The organism is Actinomycetospora sp. NBRC 106375 (assembly GCF_030269665.1).
Taxonomy (GTDB): Bacteria; Actinomycetota; Actinomycetes; order Mycobacteriales; family Pseudonocardiaceae; genus Actinomycetospora.
In genome coordinates, this window is the sequence record NZ_BSTS01000011.1 from 1 (window position 1) to 14,323 (window position 14,323).

At 74.4% G+C, this 14,323-nt stretch carries 15 protein-coding genes; 12 read left to right on the top strand and 3 right to left on the bottom strand.

Features of this window, described 5'->3' with window-relative positions; translation table 11 throughout:
- The first annotated feature begins 274 nt into the window (after positions 1–274).
- Positions 275–616, top strand: coding sequence for a VOC family protein (locus QSK03_RS18790; RefSeq protein ID WP_285655071.1), 342 nt, complete (start codon positions 275–277; stop codon positions 614–616).
- A gap of 19 nt (positions 617–635) precedes the next feature.
- A complete protein-coding gene (locus tag QSK03_RS18795; RefSeq protein WP_285655074.1) occupies positions 636–965 on the top strand; it encodes a TfoX/Sxy family protein in 330 nt (109 codons plus the stop codon).
- Between the two features lie 44 nt (positions 966–1,009).
- Here the strand turns inward: QSK03_RS18795 and QSK03_RS18800 are convergent, their stop codons facing one another.
- Positions 1,010–2,242, bottom strand: coding sequence for an FAD-dependent oxidoreductase (locus QSK03_RS18800; RefSeq protein WP_285655077.1), 1,233 nt, complete (start codon positions 2,240–2,242; stop codon positions 1,010–1,012).
- A gap of 122 nt (positions 2,243–2,364) precedes the next feature.
- Complete coding sequence (menE, locus tag QSK03_RS18805) at positions 2,365–3,504, bottom strand: o-succinylbenzoate--CoA ligase (RefSeq protein WP_285655080.1); 1,140 nt, start codon at positions 3,502–3,504, stop codon at positions 2,365–2,367.
- Positions 3,505–3,523: 19 nt separating this feature from the next.
- On the opposite strand from menE, the gene QSK03_RS18810 reads away from it, so the two are divergent.
- The 10 genes from QSK03_RS18810 to QSK03_RS18855 all read left to right on the top strand — a co-directional run bounded on the left by QSK03_RS18810 (position 3,524) and on the right by QSK03_RS18855 (position 13,003).
- Positions 3,524–4,558: an o-succinylbenzoate synthase gene (locus QSK03_RS18810; RefSeq protein WP_285655082.1), complete on the top strand. Its 1,035-nt coding sequence runs from the start codon at positions 3,524–3,526 to the stop codon at positions 4,556–4,558.
- A 13-nt stretch (positions 4,559–4,571) separates the two neighbouring features.
- Positions 4,572–5,024 (top strand): cyanase, encoded by a 453-nt coding sequence (gene cynS / locus QSK03_RS18815; RefSeq protein ID WP_285655085.1) that lies wholly within the window; start codon positions 4,572–4,574, stop codon positions 5,022–5,024.
- Positions 5,025–5,215: 191 nt separating this feature from the next.
- Positions 5,216–6,010, top strand: a complete 795-nt coding sequence (locus tag QSK03_RS18820) for a TIGR02569 family protein (protein WP_502872195.1) — start codon at positions 5,216–5,218, stop codon at positions 6,008–6,010.
- 205 nt (positions 6,011–6,215) lie between these two features.
- Positions 6,216–7,598, top strand: coding sequence for a nitrate/nitrite transporter (locus QSK03_RS18825; protein ID WP_285655089.1), 1,383 nt, complete (start codon positions 6,216–6,218; stop codon positions 7,596–7,598).
- Between the two features lie 68 nt (positions 7,599–7,666).
- A complete protein-coding gene (nirB, locus tag QSK03_RS18830) occupies positions 7,667–10,264 on the top strand; it encodes a nitrite reductase large subunit NirB (RefSeq protein ID WP_285655091.1) in 2,598 nt (865 codons plus the stop codon).
- Entirely contained in the window at positions 10,261–10,722 is a 462-nt protein-coding gene (gene nirD, locus QSK03_RS18835; RefSeq protein WP_352232016.1) for a nitrite reductase small subunit NirD, read from the top strand. The genes nirB and nirD overlap by 4 nt, the downstream gene beginning before the upstream one ends.
- The gene (locus QSK03_RS18840; RefSeq protein ID WP_285655093.1) at positions 10,719–11,627 is read left to right on the top strand and encodes a uroporphyrinogen-III synthase; all 909 of its coding nucleotides are present in this window, start codon (positions 10,719–10,721) and stop codon (positions 11,625–11,627) included. The genes nirD and QSK03_RS18840 overlap by 4 nt, the downstream gene beginning before the upstream one ends.
- A complete protein-coding gene (locus QSK03_RS18845; RefSeq protein ID WP_285655094.1) occupies positions 11,624–12,316 on the top strand; it encodes a sirohydrochlorin chelatase in 693 nt (230 codons plus the stop codon). The genes QSK03_RS18840 and QSK03_RS18845 overlap by 4 nt, the downstream gene beginning before the upstream one ends.
- Positions 12,313–12,699, top strand: a complete 387-nt coding sequence (locus tag QSK03_RS18850) for a hypothetical protein (RefSeq protein ID WP_285655097.1) — start codon at positions 12,313–12,315, stop codon at positions 12,697–12,699. The genes QSK03_RS18845 and QSK03_RS18850 overlap by 4 nt, the downstream gene beginning before the upstream one ends.
- Positions 12,700–12,748: 49 nt before the next feature.
- A complete protein-coding gene (locus QSK03_RS18855) occupies positions 12,749–13,003 on the top strand; it encodes a hypothetical protein (protein ID WP_285655099.1) in 255 nt (84 codons plus the stop codon).
- Positions 13,004–13,136: 133 nt separating this feature from the next.
- Here QSK03_RS18855 and QSK03_RS18860 read toward each other — a convergent pair whose 3' ends face one another.
- The gene (locus QSK03_RS18860) at positions 13,137–14,117 is read right to left on the bottom strand and encodes a hypothetical protein (protein ID WP_285655102.1); all 981 of its coding nucleotides are present in this window, start codon (positions 14,115–14,117) and stop codon (positions 13,137–13,139) included.
- Positions 14,118–14,323: the final 206 nt, after the last annotated feature.

Below are 14,323 nucleotides of genomic sequence, written 5' to 3' on the forward strand. Positions count from 1 at the left end.
GAACATATTGAATCAGATCTTCGCGAAAGATTCTTTCGACGCGCCGCGAGGCAGAGAGACTATTAAACGACCAGACACTATTCCGCTGCAGTCGCCTCCCGCGGCGGACCCTAAGTCAGCGGCATTGGGATCGACCCCGACCGACAACCCCGGCCCGGTGGACGGGCACGGGTCGCGGCATAGACCGGGGATCACTTCGGCTTCCGGAGCACCTCCGCGACCCGGCCTTGCCCGGGAGCTGTCGGCGTGCCGACACTCCGGTGTGCCGGACAGCATGAGGTCGGTGACGCCGCGGATGGTCGTGAGCGACCCCGCGGGTGCGGTGGAATTCCTACGCGAGGTCTTCGACGCCGAGGGCGAGGTGGCCGCGGGCCGCCCGACCGAGGTCGTGATCGGCGACTCCGTGATCATGATCAGCGGGATCGGCGAGCGCGAGGCGTTCCCGGCGTTCCTCTACGTCCTGGTCCCCGATGCCGACGCGGCGTTCGCCCGAGCGCTCGCCGCGGGCGCGACCGCGGTGGAGAGCCCGCTCGACACGCCCTACGGCGACCGTCGGGCGATGGTGCGCGACCCGTTCGGCAACGTCTTCCAGATCGCCCACCGTCTCGGCGCCTGAGCAGGCCATACTCCGAGCCGTGGCCTACGACGAGGATCTGGCCGAGCGACTCCGCGAGCGCCTGGACGGGCGGCAGGACGTCGCCGAGAAGCGGATGTTCGGCGGGCTCGCGTTCCTGCTCGGCGGGCACATGGCCGTGTGCGCGAGCAGCCGCGGCGGGCTCATGGTCCGGGTGGACCCGGCGCGGGCCGAGACGCTGATCGACCCGCCGGGCGTCGACAACATGATCATGCGGGGGCGGCCGATGGCCGGGTGGCTCCACGTCGACCGCGACCGGCTGGGCGGGGCGGCGCTGGACGGCTGGGTCGACGAGGGCGTCGCGTTCGTGCGGACGCTGCCCCCGAAGTAGGGACGGCGACACCGGACGAGCGCGCCGCCGGAGGAGCGACACCGCTACACCGGACGGAACGCCGCCGCCGCGTCGCGTCCCGCCGCGGGCGCGTCGTAGCCGTAGACCCAGGACAGGTCGTCGTTCTCGCCGCCGGAGGTGGGGTGACGGGCGCCGGCGAAGCGTTCGCCGTTGCGTCGCGACTGGCCCTGGACGCGGTCGGTCCGTGGTCGGCGCGTGGCCTCGTAGGCGGCGAGGCGGTCGGCGACGTCGGCCGGACCGCCGGCCTCGTCGAGCAGGGCCGCGAGGACGGCGCCGTCCTCGATGGCCTGGTTGGCCCCCTGTCCCATGTGCGGCAGCATCGGGTGTGCGGCGTCGCCGAGCAGGACGACGCCGGCCCGCGCCCAGGGGGCGAACGGATCCCGGTCGGCCAGGTCGTAGCGGTACACCTCGCGCGCCTGGGCGAGGATCGCGGCGGTGTCGGGGTCCCACCCCGCGAACGCCCCGCGCACGACCTCCGGGTCGACGCGGAACGACCACTCGTCGGCGCTCCCGGCCGGCCGGGGCACGAACGCCGCGAAGTTCACCGTCCCGTGCTGGTCGACGGGGTAGGAGAGCAGGTGGCGGTCGGCGCCGAGCCACGCGTTCTGGTCGGCGGCGAGGTGCCCGGGCAGCCCGCGGCCGTCGATGAAGCCGCGCAGCGCCGACATCCCGGACGGGCGCAGCGGCGGCCGGGTGGCGACGGCGGCCGCGACCCGGGAGCGCAGGCCGTCCGCCACGACGACGACATCGGCCTCCGTCGACGACCCGTCGGCGAAGCGGACGACCGGCCGCGTGGTGCCGGTGCCGGTGTCGGTGCCGGCGCCGGTGCCGGCGCCGGTGTCGGTGCCGGTGTCGGTGCCGGTGTCGGAGCCGGTGTCGGAGCCGACGTCGACCGCGACGCACTCGCGACCGTGGTGCACGACGCCCGTCCCGAGACCGTCGAGGACGATGCGCACCAGGTCCGCCCGGCGCATCCCCAGCAGCCGCCCGGTGTCGTAGCGCGCGATCTCCGTGCCGTCGGGGCCGAGCAGCAGCATCGCGGAGATCGGGGCGCCCGTGGCGTCGAGCGCGGGCCCGAGGCCGAGATCGGCGAGCACCCGGTACCCGTTGCCGGCGAGCCCGAGGCCGGAGCCGACGGGCGGCACGGTGTCCCGCCGCTCGTACACCGCCACGTCGACGCCGTGGCGCCGGAGCGCGAGGGCGGCGGTGGCGCCCCCGATCCCGCCGCCGACGACGGCCACACGCAGCCCGGTCACCCCGACATCGTCGGGTCCCGCCGGGGCGCGGCGGAAGGGTCTCCCCGTCAGCCCGGCCGTCGGCACGGCGTGCCGATCCGGGGCGGGTGCTCGACCCGGCCGCGGCGGAAGCGGTCCGCCCGTCAGCCGCCCGCGAGCAGGGCGCGGACCGCGGCGCGGTCCGGCTTGCCGATCCCGCGCAGGGGCAGCGCGTCGAGCACGGTGACCGCCCGCGGCGCGGCGCGGCCGAGCCCCGGGGCGACGGCCGCGCGCAGCGCCTCCGGGTCGAGGTCGTCGCCCACCACCGCGGCGACGACGCGGGCGCCCCACTCGGGGTCGGGCAGACCGACGACGCAGGCCTCGCGGACGCCGACCTGGGCCAGCAGCGCGCGCTCCACAGCGGCCGGGGCGACGTTCTCGCCACCGGTGACGATCACGTCGTCGGCGCGCCCGAGGACCTCGAGGCGGCCGTCAGGGGTCCAGGCGCCGAGATCGTTGGTGCGGAACACGCCGCCGTCGAAGGCGGTGGCATCGGCCGGGGAGACCGCTCCGCGGTAGCCCGCCGCGAGCGTCGCCCCGCCGAGATGGATGCGGCCGCCGGTGTCGGAGGAGCCGTCCGCGAGCGTCACCGTCACGCCGTCGAGCGGCCGGCCGTCGTAGACGCACCCGCCGCAGGTCTCGCTCATGCCGTAGGTCGTCACGACCGGGACCCCGGCCGCTCGGGCGCGGTCGAGCAGCGCGGGGTCCGCCGCGGCGCCGCCGAGCAGCACCGCGGTGAACGACCGCAGCGCGTCGAGCGCCCTGCCCCCGGCGTCGAGCAGGCGCACGAGCTGGGTCGGCACCAGCGAGGTGTAGGCCGCCGACCCCGCGAGCGCGGCGAAGGCGTCGGGACGGAACCCGTCACGCAGGTCCATCACCGCGGCCGGGACTCCCGCCCGCGCCGAGCGCAGCAGCACCTGCAGGCCGGCGACGTGGTGGGCGGGCAGTGCGAGCAGCCACCGGCCGGGCGGTCCGATGCGGGCGGTGGTGGCGTCCGCGGAGGCGATCAGCGCGGCGGCGGGCAGGAGGACGGCCTTCGGCGCGCCAGTCGAGCCGGTGGTCGTGACGACGGCGGCGACGGTGTCGTCGACGGGCGCGAGCAGATCCGGGGGCGGGGGCGGGTCGTCCGGGCCGGTGGGCAGCACTGCCGGGCCGCGCCCCGCGAGGGCGTCCGCGGCCGCGTGGCCGAGCCGGGTCGCGGCCTCCGTGCTCCCGTCGGTCGGGACGGTCTCCACGGCGCGCATCCGTCCTAGGGTAGGACCGATGATCGACCCCGGTGCTGTGTCGAGCGCGGACGTGTCGGCCGCGGACGTGGCGGTCGCCGCGCTGCCGCTGCGGACCCGGTTCCGCGGCATCACGGTGCGCGAGCTCGCGCTGGTCCGCGGCCCGGCCGGCTGGGGGGAGTTCTGCCCGTTCGTCGAGTACGACGACGCCGAGGCGGCCGCGTGGTGGCGCTGCGCGCGCGAGGCCGCGGAGGTGGGCTGGCCGGCGCCGGTACGCGACCGGGTCGAGGTCAACGTCACCGTTCCGGCCGTCGACCCGGAGCACGCCCACCGGATCGTGACCGAGGCCCGCTCGCGCACCGCGAAGGTCAAGGTCGCGGAGAAGGGCCCGGACGCGGCGCAGACGATGAGGGACGACCTGGCGCGGGTGGAGGCCGTCCGGGACGCCCTCGGGCCCGGCGGCCGCGTGCGGGTGGACGCCAACGGCGGGTGGGACGTCGACGGCGCCGTCGCCGCGGTGACGGCGCTCGCGCGGGCCGCGGGCGGGCTGGAGTACGTCGAGCAGCCCTGCGCGACCGTGGAGGAGCTCGCCGCCGTGCGCCGGCGCGTCGACGTCCGCGTCGCCGCCGACGAGTCGATCCGTCGCGCCGAGGATCCGCTGCGCGTCGCGCGGGCGGAGGCCGCCGACGTCGCGGTGCTCAAGGTCGCGCCCCTGGGCGGCGTGCGGGCCGCGCTGCGGATGGCCGAGGTGATCGGGCTGCCCTGCGTGGTGTCGTCGGCCGTCGAGAGCTCGGTCGGGCTGGCCGCGGGGCTGGCGCTCGCCGGGGCGCTGCCCGAGCTGCCGTTCGCCTGCGGGCTCGGGACCGCCGACCTGCTCGCCGCCGACGTCGTCGCCACCCCGTTCCACCCCGTCGACGGGGTGCTGGCCGTACCGCCGAGCCCGCCCGCGCCCGACCCGTCCCTGCTCGCGCGGTACGCCGCCGAGCCCGCGACCCGCGACTGGTGGACCGCGCGGCTGCGCCGGGTACAAGCTCTCGCACGCGAGGACAGCGCCGTCCCGGACCGCCCGACGTGAGGAGACCGCGGACATGAGCGACAAGGACGACCGTCTCGAGGCCGGCCGTGACATCGTGCGCGCCAAGGAGGCCAAGGGCGTGAGCTGGGGCGACCTGGCCAAGGCCCTCGACCGCTCGCTGGTGTGGACCACGTCGGCGCTGCTGGGCCAGCAGCCGCTCGACGCCGACCAGGCCGCGGCGGTCGGCGACCTGCTCGACCTCGACGAGGACGTCGTCGAGGCCCTCACGCTGCCGCCGGTGCGCGGCGACGCCGCGATGGACCCGACCGAACCGGTGACCTACCGCCTGCAGGAGGCGCTGCAGGTCTATGGCACGAGCCTCCACGAGCTCATCCGCGAGGAGTTCGGCGACGGCATCATGAGCGCCATCGACTTCACGCTCGACTTCGAGCGCGTCGAGGACCCGAAGGGCGACCGGGTCAAGCTGACGTTCAACGGCAAGTTCCTGCCCTACAAGGTCTGGTGAAACCCAGACACGCCGATCCGCGCTGAGGGGGTCGCTCCGCGCGCGCGAGTAGCGTGCGGAGCGTGACCGCCGCGCCTCCGCACAGCACGGCGTCCTCGGCCGGACAGCCGGGCGAGGACGTCGACCGAGGCAGTGCGGCCGGGTCGGCGGCCGGGTCCGATCCGCGGTTGGCGTACGGCCCGCCCGAGCACGTGCGGACGGCGTTCGGGGTGCGCGAGTCGGTGCCGCGCCCGCGGCCGGACCTCCCCGGTCCGGCGTGGTGGTGCGACGGCCTCGTCCTCCGGCCCGTGGCGGACACCGTGCTCGCCGCGTGGTCGGCCGGCGCGGTCGAGGAGCTCGCCGGGGTCGGCGTCGACGGGCTGCGCCTCGCGCGCCCCGTCCGTGCCAGTGACGGCCGCCGCGTGGTGGCCGGCTGGGCCGCGAGCCACGACGTCGCCGGACGCGTCGAGCCCCGTCACGACGACGTCATCGCCGCGTCGCTGCGGCTGCACCGGGCGACCGCCCGGCTCGAGCGCCCGCGTCTCGTCGACGACCGGGACGACCTGCTGGCCCGCGCCGACCGCGCCGCCTTCGGCGAGCGCGAGGTCGCCCTCGACGAGGAGACCGGCGGCACGCTGTTCGCCGAGCTGGCGCGTCGCCGCCGCCCGATGGAGCGGCCGTCGCAGCTGGTGCACGGCGACCTGTTCGGCACCGTGCTGTTCGATCCGGCCGACCCCGGCGCCGCGCCGGCCGTGCTCGACCTCGTGCCGTTCTGGCGCCCCGTCGAGTGGGCCGCCGCCGTCGTCGTCATCGACGCGCTGGCCTGGGGTGGCGCGGACCCGGGCATCATCACGCGCTGGTCGCACCTCGCGTCGTGGCCGCAGGCCCTGCTGCACGCCCTGCTCTTCCGGCTCGCGGTGCACGCCCAGCACCCGTCGTGCACCCGCGAGTCGCTCCAGGGCCTCGAGCACGCCGCGCGTCTCGTCGGCAGCCTGCTGCCCGCCTGACCGTCGCTCACCCCGCAGGGTGACGAGCCCCGCACGGTCCGTTCGCGCCGCTGCAACACGCGGTCATCAGCACGTAACACGCGGTTCCTAACGTCCGCCGCACAGGCGAGGGGTCGACCGACCGGCCCCCGTCGCGCGCGGACGGGGTCTTTCTCTCCTCGCCGTCGCTCCCCACCACGAAGGCCCCGGCGAGGAGGCGAGACCCATGACCGCAGCGCAGCCGACAGGCAGCCTGCTGCGTGGTCGCTGGATCGACGACTGGCGTCCCGAGGACGAGTCGTTCTGGCAGAGCACCGGAAAGAAGATCGCCAACAAGAACCTGTGGTTCTCGGTGTTCTCCGAGCACATCGGGTTCTCGATCTGGACCCTCTTCTCGGTCCTCGTGCTGTTCATGGGGCCCGCGTACAACATCGACGCCGCGGGCAAGTTCCTGCTGGTCTCGATGGCGACGCTCGTCGGCTCCCTGCTGCGCCTGCCCTACAGCCTCGCGGTGGCGGTGTTCGGCGGCCGGAACTGGACGCTGATCAGCGCGTCCCTGCTGCTGATCCCGTCGATCCTCGCGGCGATCTACATGGAGCCGGGGACCTCGTTCACCACCTTCATGGTCATCTCGGCGCTGGTCGGGCTCGGCGGCGGCAACTTCGCGTCGTCGATGACCAACATCAACGCCTTCTTCCCCGAGAAGAGCAAGGGCGCCGCGCTGGGCATCAACGCGGGCGGCGGCAACCTCGGTGTCGCGGTCATCCAGCTCGTCGCGCTGCTGATCATCGGGACGGCGGGTACGAGCGCGCCGCGCCTGGTGCTGGCGGTCTACATCCCGCTGATCGTGCTCTCGATCGCCGGCGCCGCGTTCTTCATGGACAACATCTCCTCGGTGCGCAACGACACCGGCGCGCTCAAGGAGGCCGCCGGCGACGCCCAGACGTGGGTGATGTCGTTCCTCTACATCGGGACGTTCGGGTCGTTCATCGGCTACAGCTTCGCCTTCGGGCTCGTGCTGCAGAACCAGTTCGGGCGCACGCCGCTGCAGGCCGCCGCGGTCACGTTCATCGGTCCGCTGCTCGGCTCGCTCATCCGCCCCGTCGGCGGCTGGCTCTCCGACCGCATCGGCGGCACGAAGGTGACCTTCTGGAACTTCGCCGCGATGGCCGTCGCGACGCTGATCTGCATCTGGGCCTCGGGCATCGACTCGCTCGGACTGTTCACCGCGGGCTTCGTGCTGCTGTTCATCACCTCGGGCATCGGCAACGGCTCGACCTACAAGATGATCCCGTCGATCTTCCGGACGAAGGCGCTCGCCGCCACCGAGGAGCGCGGCTGGGACCAGGCCGAGGCCCTGCTCTGGGCTCGCCGCATCTCCGGGGCGGCGATCGGGATCACCGCGGCGATCGGGGCGTTCGGCGGCCTGCTGATCAACCTCGCGTTCCGCTCGTCCTTCCAGGCGACGCAGTCGGGGGCGCCGGCGTTCTGGGCGTTCCTGGCCTTCTACGCCGTGTGCATGGTCGTGACGTTCGTCGTCTACCTGCGCAACGCGAAGTCCGCGACCGACCCGAAGACCGGCACGCGGGTCTCGTACGCGGAGGTCTGACGGTGACGGCAGAGCCCCGGACGCGGAGCGCAGCGGAGCCGGACCGATCAGCCCGCACCGTCGTCGTCGTGGGCCACGGGATGGTCGGGCACCGCTTCGTCGAGAGCCTGCGCCGCCGTGACACCGACGGGGCGTACCGGGTCGTGCTGCTGGCCGAGGAGTCCCGGCCCGCGTACGACCGCGTCGCGCTCTCCTCGTACCTGGGCAAGGCCTCCGAGGAGGAGCTGGCGCTCGCCGACGAGGACTTCCTCGCCGACGACCTCGTCGACCTGCACCTCGACGACCGCGCCGTCGACGTCGACCGCTCCGCCCGGGTGGTGACGACCGCGGGCGGGCGCCGCGTGCCCTACGACGAGCTGGTGCTCGCCACGGGCTCGGTGCCGTTCGTGCCGCCGGTTCCCGGGCGTGAGCTCGACGACGTCTTCGTCTACCGCACGCTCGACGACCTCGACGCGCTGCGCTCCGCCACCGAGGCCGCGACCGCCCGCGCGGGGGCCGGGCGGCATGCCGGCGTCGTCGTGGGCGGCGGGCTGCTCGGGCTGGAGGCCGCCGACGCGCTGCGCACCCTCGGGCTCGTCCCGCACGTCGTCGAGATGGCGCCGCGGCTGATGCCGGTGCAGGTGGACGAGGGCGGCGGGGCGCTGCTGCGCCGGCTCGTCGGCGACCTCGGACTGCGGGTGCACACCGGCGTATCGACCTCGGAGATCCGGCGCGACCACCGGGGCGGTCTCACCGTCTTCCTCTCCGACGGCACCGAGCTCGACGCGTCGGTCGTCGTGTTCTCCGCGGGCATCCGCCCAGCCGACGCGCTCGCGCGCGACATCGGGCTGCCGGTGGCCGAGCGCGGGGGCGTGCTGGTCGACGGCCGGTGCCGCACGCAGGACGAGCACGTGTGGGCGATCGGCGAGGTCGCGGCTGTCGACGGGAAGACCTACGGGCTGGTCGCTCCGGGGTACGCGATGGCCGAGGTCGTCGCCGACCGGCTCACGGGCGGCGGGTCCCGGTTCACCGAGGCCGACATGTCGACCAAGCTCAAGCTGCTCGGGGTCGACGTGGCCTCGTTCGGTGACGCGCACGCGACCGCCGGCGGGGCGCTGGAGGTACGTCTCGACGACCCCGTCGCCGGGACGTACTCCAAGCTCGTGGTGACGGACGACGGCCGGACGCTGCTCGGCGGCGTCCTCGTCGGCGACGCGTCGAACTACGAGACGCTGCGCGGGTTCCTCGGCGAGGCGCTGCCCGGCGACCCGATGGCGCTCATCGCGCCGGCGGGCGAGGGCGCCGTGGGCGTCGGGATCGACGCGCTGCCCGACGGCGCGCAGATCTGCTCGTGCAACGCGGTGACCAAGGGCGCGCTCGTCGAGGCGATCGCCTCGGGCGAGGCGTCGACGGTGCCCGAGCTGAAGGCCTGCACGCGGGCCGGGACGACGTGCGGCTCGTGCGTCCCGACGCTGGGCAAGGTGCTCGCGTCGTGCGGGGTCGAGGTCTCGACGGCCCTGTGCGAGCACTTCACCCAGAGCCGCGCGGAGCTCTACGAGATCGTCATGGCGACGGGGCTCACGACGTTCTCGCAGATCGTCGGGGAGTACGGCACCGGGCGTGGGTGCGACGTCTGCAAGCCCGCGGTCGCGTCGATGCTCGCGACACTCGCCGGTGGGCACGTCCTCGACGGCGAGCAGGCCGTCCTGCAGGACACCAACGACCACTTCCTCGCGAACATGCAGCGCAACGGCACGTACTCGATCGTGCCGCGGCTGCCCGGCGGGGAGGTCAGCGGCGAGGGCCTCATCGTCATCGGGGAGATCGCCCGCGACTTCGGGCTCTACACGAAGATCACCGGTGGCCAGCGGATCGACATGTTCGGCGCCCGCGTCGAGCAGCTGCCCGCGATCTGGCGGCGGCTCGTCGACGCCGGGTTCGAGTCCGGGCACGCGTACGGCAAGGCGCTGCGCACCGTGAAGTCGTGCGTCGGCACGGACTGGTGCCGCTACGGCGTGCAGGACTCGGTGTCGCTCGCCGTCGCGCTCGAGCTGCGCTACCGAGGGCTGCGGTCCCCGCACAAGCTGAAGTCCGGGGTCAGCGGGTGCGCCCGCGAGTGTGCCGAGGCGCGGTCGAAGGACTTCGGGGTGATCGCCACCGAGCACGGCTGGAACCTCTACGTCGGCGGCAACGGCGGCTTCACCCCGCGGCACGCCGAGCTGATCGCATCCGACCTCGACACCACGACGCTCGTGCGCACGATCGATCGGTTCCTCATGTTCTACGTGCGCACCGCCGACCGGCTGCAGCGCACGGCGCCGTGGATCGAGGGGCTGGAGGGCGGCCTCGACCACCTGCGCGAGGTGATCATGGAGGACTCGCTGGGCATCTGCCCGTCGCTCGACGAGCAGATGGCGCGGCACGTGTCGTCGTACGCCGACGAGTGGGCGGCGGTCCTCGACGACCCGGAGAAGCTCGCGCGGTTCACCTCGTTCGTCAACGCGCCGGGCACACCGGACCCCAGCGTCGAGTTCGTCGACCACCGCGGGCACCGCGTGCCCGCCGGGATGCGGGACGGCCAGCCGACGGAGGTGCCGGAGCTGGGGTTCGGGCCCCGGGTGATCGCCGGCCCGCGTCTCCCGGTGCACGACTCCGCGTCCCGATCCCCGGAGGAGGTGGGCGTGTGACCGAGCCGAGTCGATGGTCGAGCTCCGCTGCGCTCCGTCTGCGGGAGCACCCGACCGGCACCACGGCCGGCGCCGAGGCGAAGGACCCGTCGCCGGCCCCGGTGGCCGTGGCGACGGGTCCGGTGACGACGCCGTCCGGGTGGACCGAGGTGTGTCCGCTCGAACGCGTCCAGCCCGAGCGGGCGGTCGCGGCGCTGGTGGCGGGGGAGCCCGTCGCCGTCGTCCGCACCCACGACGACCGGATCTTCGCGCTGCACAATCTCGACCCGTTCTCGGGCGCGTCGGTGCTCTCCCGCGGCATCGTGGGCGACGTCGGCGGCACGCCGGTGATCGCGTCGCCGATCTTCAAGCAGCACTTCGCGCTGGCGGACGGTCGCTGTCTCGAGGACGCCGACGTCGCGGTGGCGACCTATCCTGTCCGGGTGGTGGAAGGCGTCGTCCAGGTCGGTCACGCGTGACGGGCCGCCCGCTCGAGGGGTGGCGGGTCGGCGTGACGGCCGACCGACGCGCCGACGACCAGCTCGACCTCCTGCGTCGCAAGGGCGCGGAGGTGGTGCACGGCCCGACGATGCGGATCGTGCCGCTCGAGGACGACGCGGAGCTCGCGGAGACCACGCGGGCGCTCGTCGCCGCGCCGCCGGCGGTCGTCGTGGCCACCACCGGGCAGGGGTTCCGGGGGTGGCTGGAGGTCGCGTCGTCGTGGGGGCTCGCGTCCGAGCTGCACGAGGTGCTCGGGTCGGCGACGGTGCTGGCTCGCGGACCGAAGGCGCGTGGGGCGATCCGGGGCGCCGGGCTGCGTGAGGCGTGGTCGGCCGACGAGACCGAGTCGTCGCCCGAGGTGCTGTCCCATCTGCTCGCCCGGGGCGTCGACGGCGTCCGCGTCGCGGTCCAGCTGCACGGCGACCCGATGACCGATTTCCTCGCCGCGCTGCGCGCCGCCGGCGCCGACGTCGTCACCGTGGCGGTGTACCGGTGGGAGCCGCCGCCCGATCTCGCGGCGGTCGACGCGCTGCTCGACGCGATCGTCGCGCGCGAGGTCGACACGGTGACGTTCACCAGCGCGCCGGCGGTCGAGGGCCTCGTACACCGTGCGACGGCGCAGGGGATGCGGGACGAGGTGCTGTCGGCGCTGGCGTCGGGCGAGGTGCTCGCGACCTGCGTGGGGCCCGTGACCGCGGCGCCGCTGGAACGTCTCGGCGTCGTCGGCATCGCACCGGAGCGCTTCCGGCTCGGGGCGATGGTGAAGCGGCTGGAGGAGCACGCGGCGGCGGTGGCCGGTGGTGCTTCGGGGTCATCGGGGTCGTCGGGGTCGTCGGGGTCGTCGGGGTCGTCGGGGGCTGTCTCGGAGGCGCTCGGTTCGTGACCTCACCTGCTCTGCTCCTGCTCGCCCACGGCACCGAGGACCCCGCCGGGCGCGCGACCTGGGACCGGCTCGCGGTGTCCGTGCAGCAGGCGCTGCCCGAGGTCGCGGTGCGCCTGGCCTACGCCGGGGTCGCGAGCCCGTCGATGGCGTCGGTGCTCGCGGAGATCGCCGGCCCCGTCGTCGTGGTGCCCGCGTTCCTGGCGTCCGGGTTCCACGTGCGCGTCGACGTCCCGGAGCAGCTCGCCGCGATCGGGCGCGACGACGTCGTCGTGGCCGATCCCCTCGGACCCGACCCGGCGCTGGTGGGCGCGGTGCTCGACCGGCTCGCCGAGGCCGGCGGGCAGCCCGGCGACACCGTCGTGCTCGCCGCCGCCGGCTCCACCGACGCCGTGGCGCAGGACGACCTGCGCACCGCCGCCGCGCTGCTGACCGCGCGGGTGGGCCACGAGGTGCCCGTCGGCTACATCGCCGGCGGCGAGCCCCGGGTGGCGGACGTCGTCGCGTCGGCGTTCCCGCGCGGGCCGCGGGTCGTGCTCGCGACCTGGCTGCTCGCGCCCGGCGCGTTCTTCCGCTGGCTCGGCGACGCCGGCGCCGGGGTCGTCGCCGCCCCGCTGGGCGAGCACCCGGCGGTCGTCGGGGTCGTCGTCGAGCGGTACCGGGCCGCCGCCCCCGCGGGAGTGCGCCCGTGAGCCCCGGGCTGCCGCGGACGCCCCGCGCTGACCCCGGCATGGCCGTGCACCTCTACGCGTCCGACGGGCGCTGGATCGCGTGGTACCGGCCGGGCCTGCCGTACGTGTGGAGCACCCGCGACCGCTGGATCGGGTGGTTCCCGTGGTCCCACGAGGCGTCGCCCGAGCCGCGCGACGACGTCCTCGACCCCGACGACACGTACCTCGGCACGATCGTCGGCGACCGCCTCTTCGCACGGACCGCGCGCCGTCCACGTCCGATCCCGCGCCGGGTCGCCGAACCCCAGCGACCCGTGGGACCACCCGACGTAGACCGTGCGCAGGCCGTTCCTCCCCCGATCGGCTTCACCGACGTCGAGCTTCATCGACTTTTCGGCGACTGAGTGCCACCCCGATGTTTACCCCGCGTCACGATGGGGCGATGCTGTCCGCATGGCCCGCGTGATCGGCACGATCGTGATATTGCTGGTGCTGTACGCGATCATCTCCAACCCGCAGCAGGCGGCGTCGACGACACGCAGCGGCGCGTCCACGCTCGCCGACGCCGGGTCCTCGATCACGGTGTTCCTGTCGAACGTCGTCAACGACGTCGCCGTCTCCACGGGCTCGTCGACGAGCAACGGCACCACGACCTATCCCCACGGCGGCATCGAGACGGGCGACGGCTCCACCCCCATCGACCGCTGACCGTCTTTCCGGGCGTCTGACCCGCGCCGGCGATTCGAACAGCTGCGCTGTTCGAGCAATGCGGCTTTCCTGGCGTCTGACACCAGGATCGCCACATTCTCGCCGGCACGACACGCCGGTGAGCGAAGCGGGCTCACGCCCCCCGCTGCCAGTCGTCCCGTTCCACGACCCGGATCTCCGGGGGAGGCAAGAGGGCGGCGACCGTGAGTCCGTCGTCGATGTCCTTCTCGACGCCGTCGGGATCGTCGCGCACCTGCGTGGGACGAGAGCCAACGATGGTCACGCCGGCGTCGCGCAGGGCGCGGCGACGTCGAGCGGTCGACTCGACCTGGTCCGCCGTCGCGAAGTGCGCGTCCACCGAATCGATCTCCCAGGCGAACCCGGTCTCTTCGACGTAGGCATCGACGACGCCGAGGAGGCGGCCGTTCCGATCGACGAGCCGGACGTTGAACTGCGCCGGCGGGAGGGCCCGGGACAGCCACCATTCCCGGGCGTCGAACTCGGCGGCCGAGTGCACACCGGCACGAACGGCGCGCAGGACCGCTCGCGGCGCCGCTGTCCCTCGTCGGCACCCGGCCTCGAGCTCCTCTTCCAGCTGCTCGATCTGGAGCATCCGCCGCTGCACGGGCTCGGCCACGAGGGCGGAGATACTGGTCGGATCGCGCCGGCGCCGCGCTTCGTCGAGGACAGCGCGCACCAACGGCGCCACCGCGAGCCCGTCGCGCTCCACCGGGCGGGGTGGCCGGGTGGTGCGCTCCACCACGACGAACCCGACGCTGCGCACCTGGCGGTGCGCCGGGACGAGCACGTGAACGGTCTCGTCGTCCGGGAGGCGTCGGAGGCCGTGGTGGCGTGCCGCCGCCACTCCGGTCAGCATCGCGTCGGGGCCGCAGTACACGAGAGCGGCGATCTCACGCTCGCGTCGGGTCGGCGTGCCGTTGTGCAGCAGCACGGTCCCCGGCAGGAGGCGTTGCCACGGACCGTCCTGACGACAGCGTCGGTAAGCCGTCGTCTCGTCGACGCCCAGTTCGACGAGGGTGCGGACAGCGATCACACCTTCGGTGCTCGCCTCCCGCAGCACACCGGGACTGACCGTCCACTCACCAGGTCGCACGCGGGAAGGGTCACCCGCCGTGCCCGGCCGTGCGAAGCGCGGCGGCCGCGCCTGTGGACGGTTTCGCGGACTGGGGACGCACGCGGGCCTTGGTGCGCCGTCCGCTCTTCTGTTCGGAGCAGCCCCGTCGTTCTGGGGGCGTTCCGTGGTCGAGGGAAGCGTGCCCCCTCTGTCCCGGCGTGTCGCGGAGCCGAGGATGTGGCGAT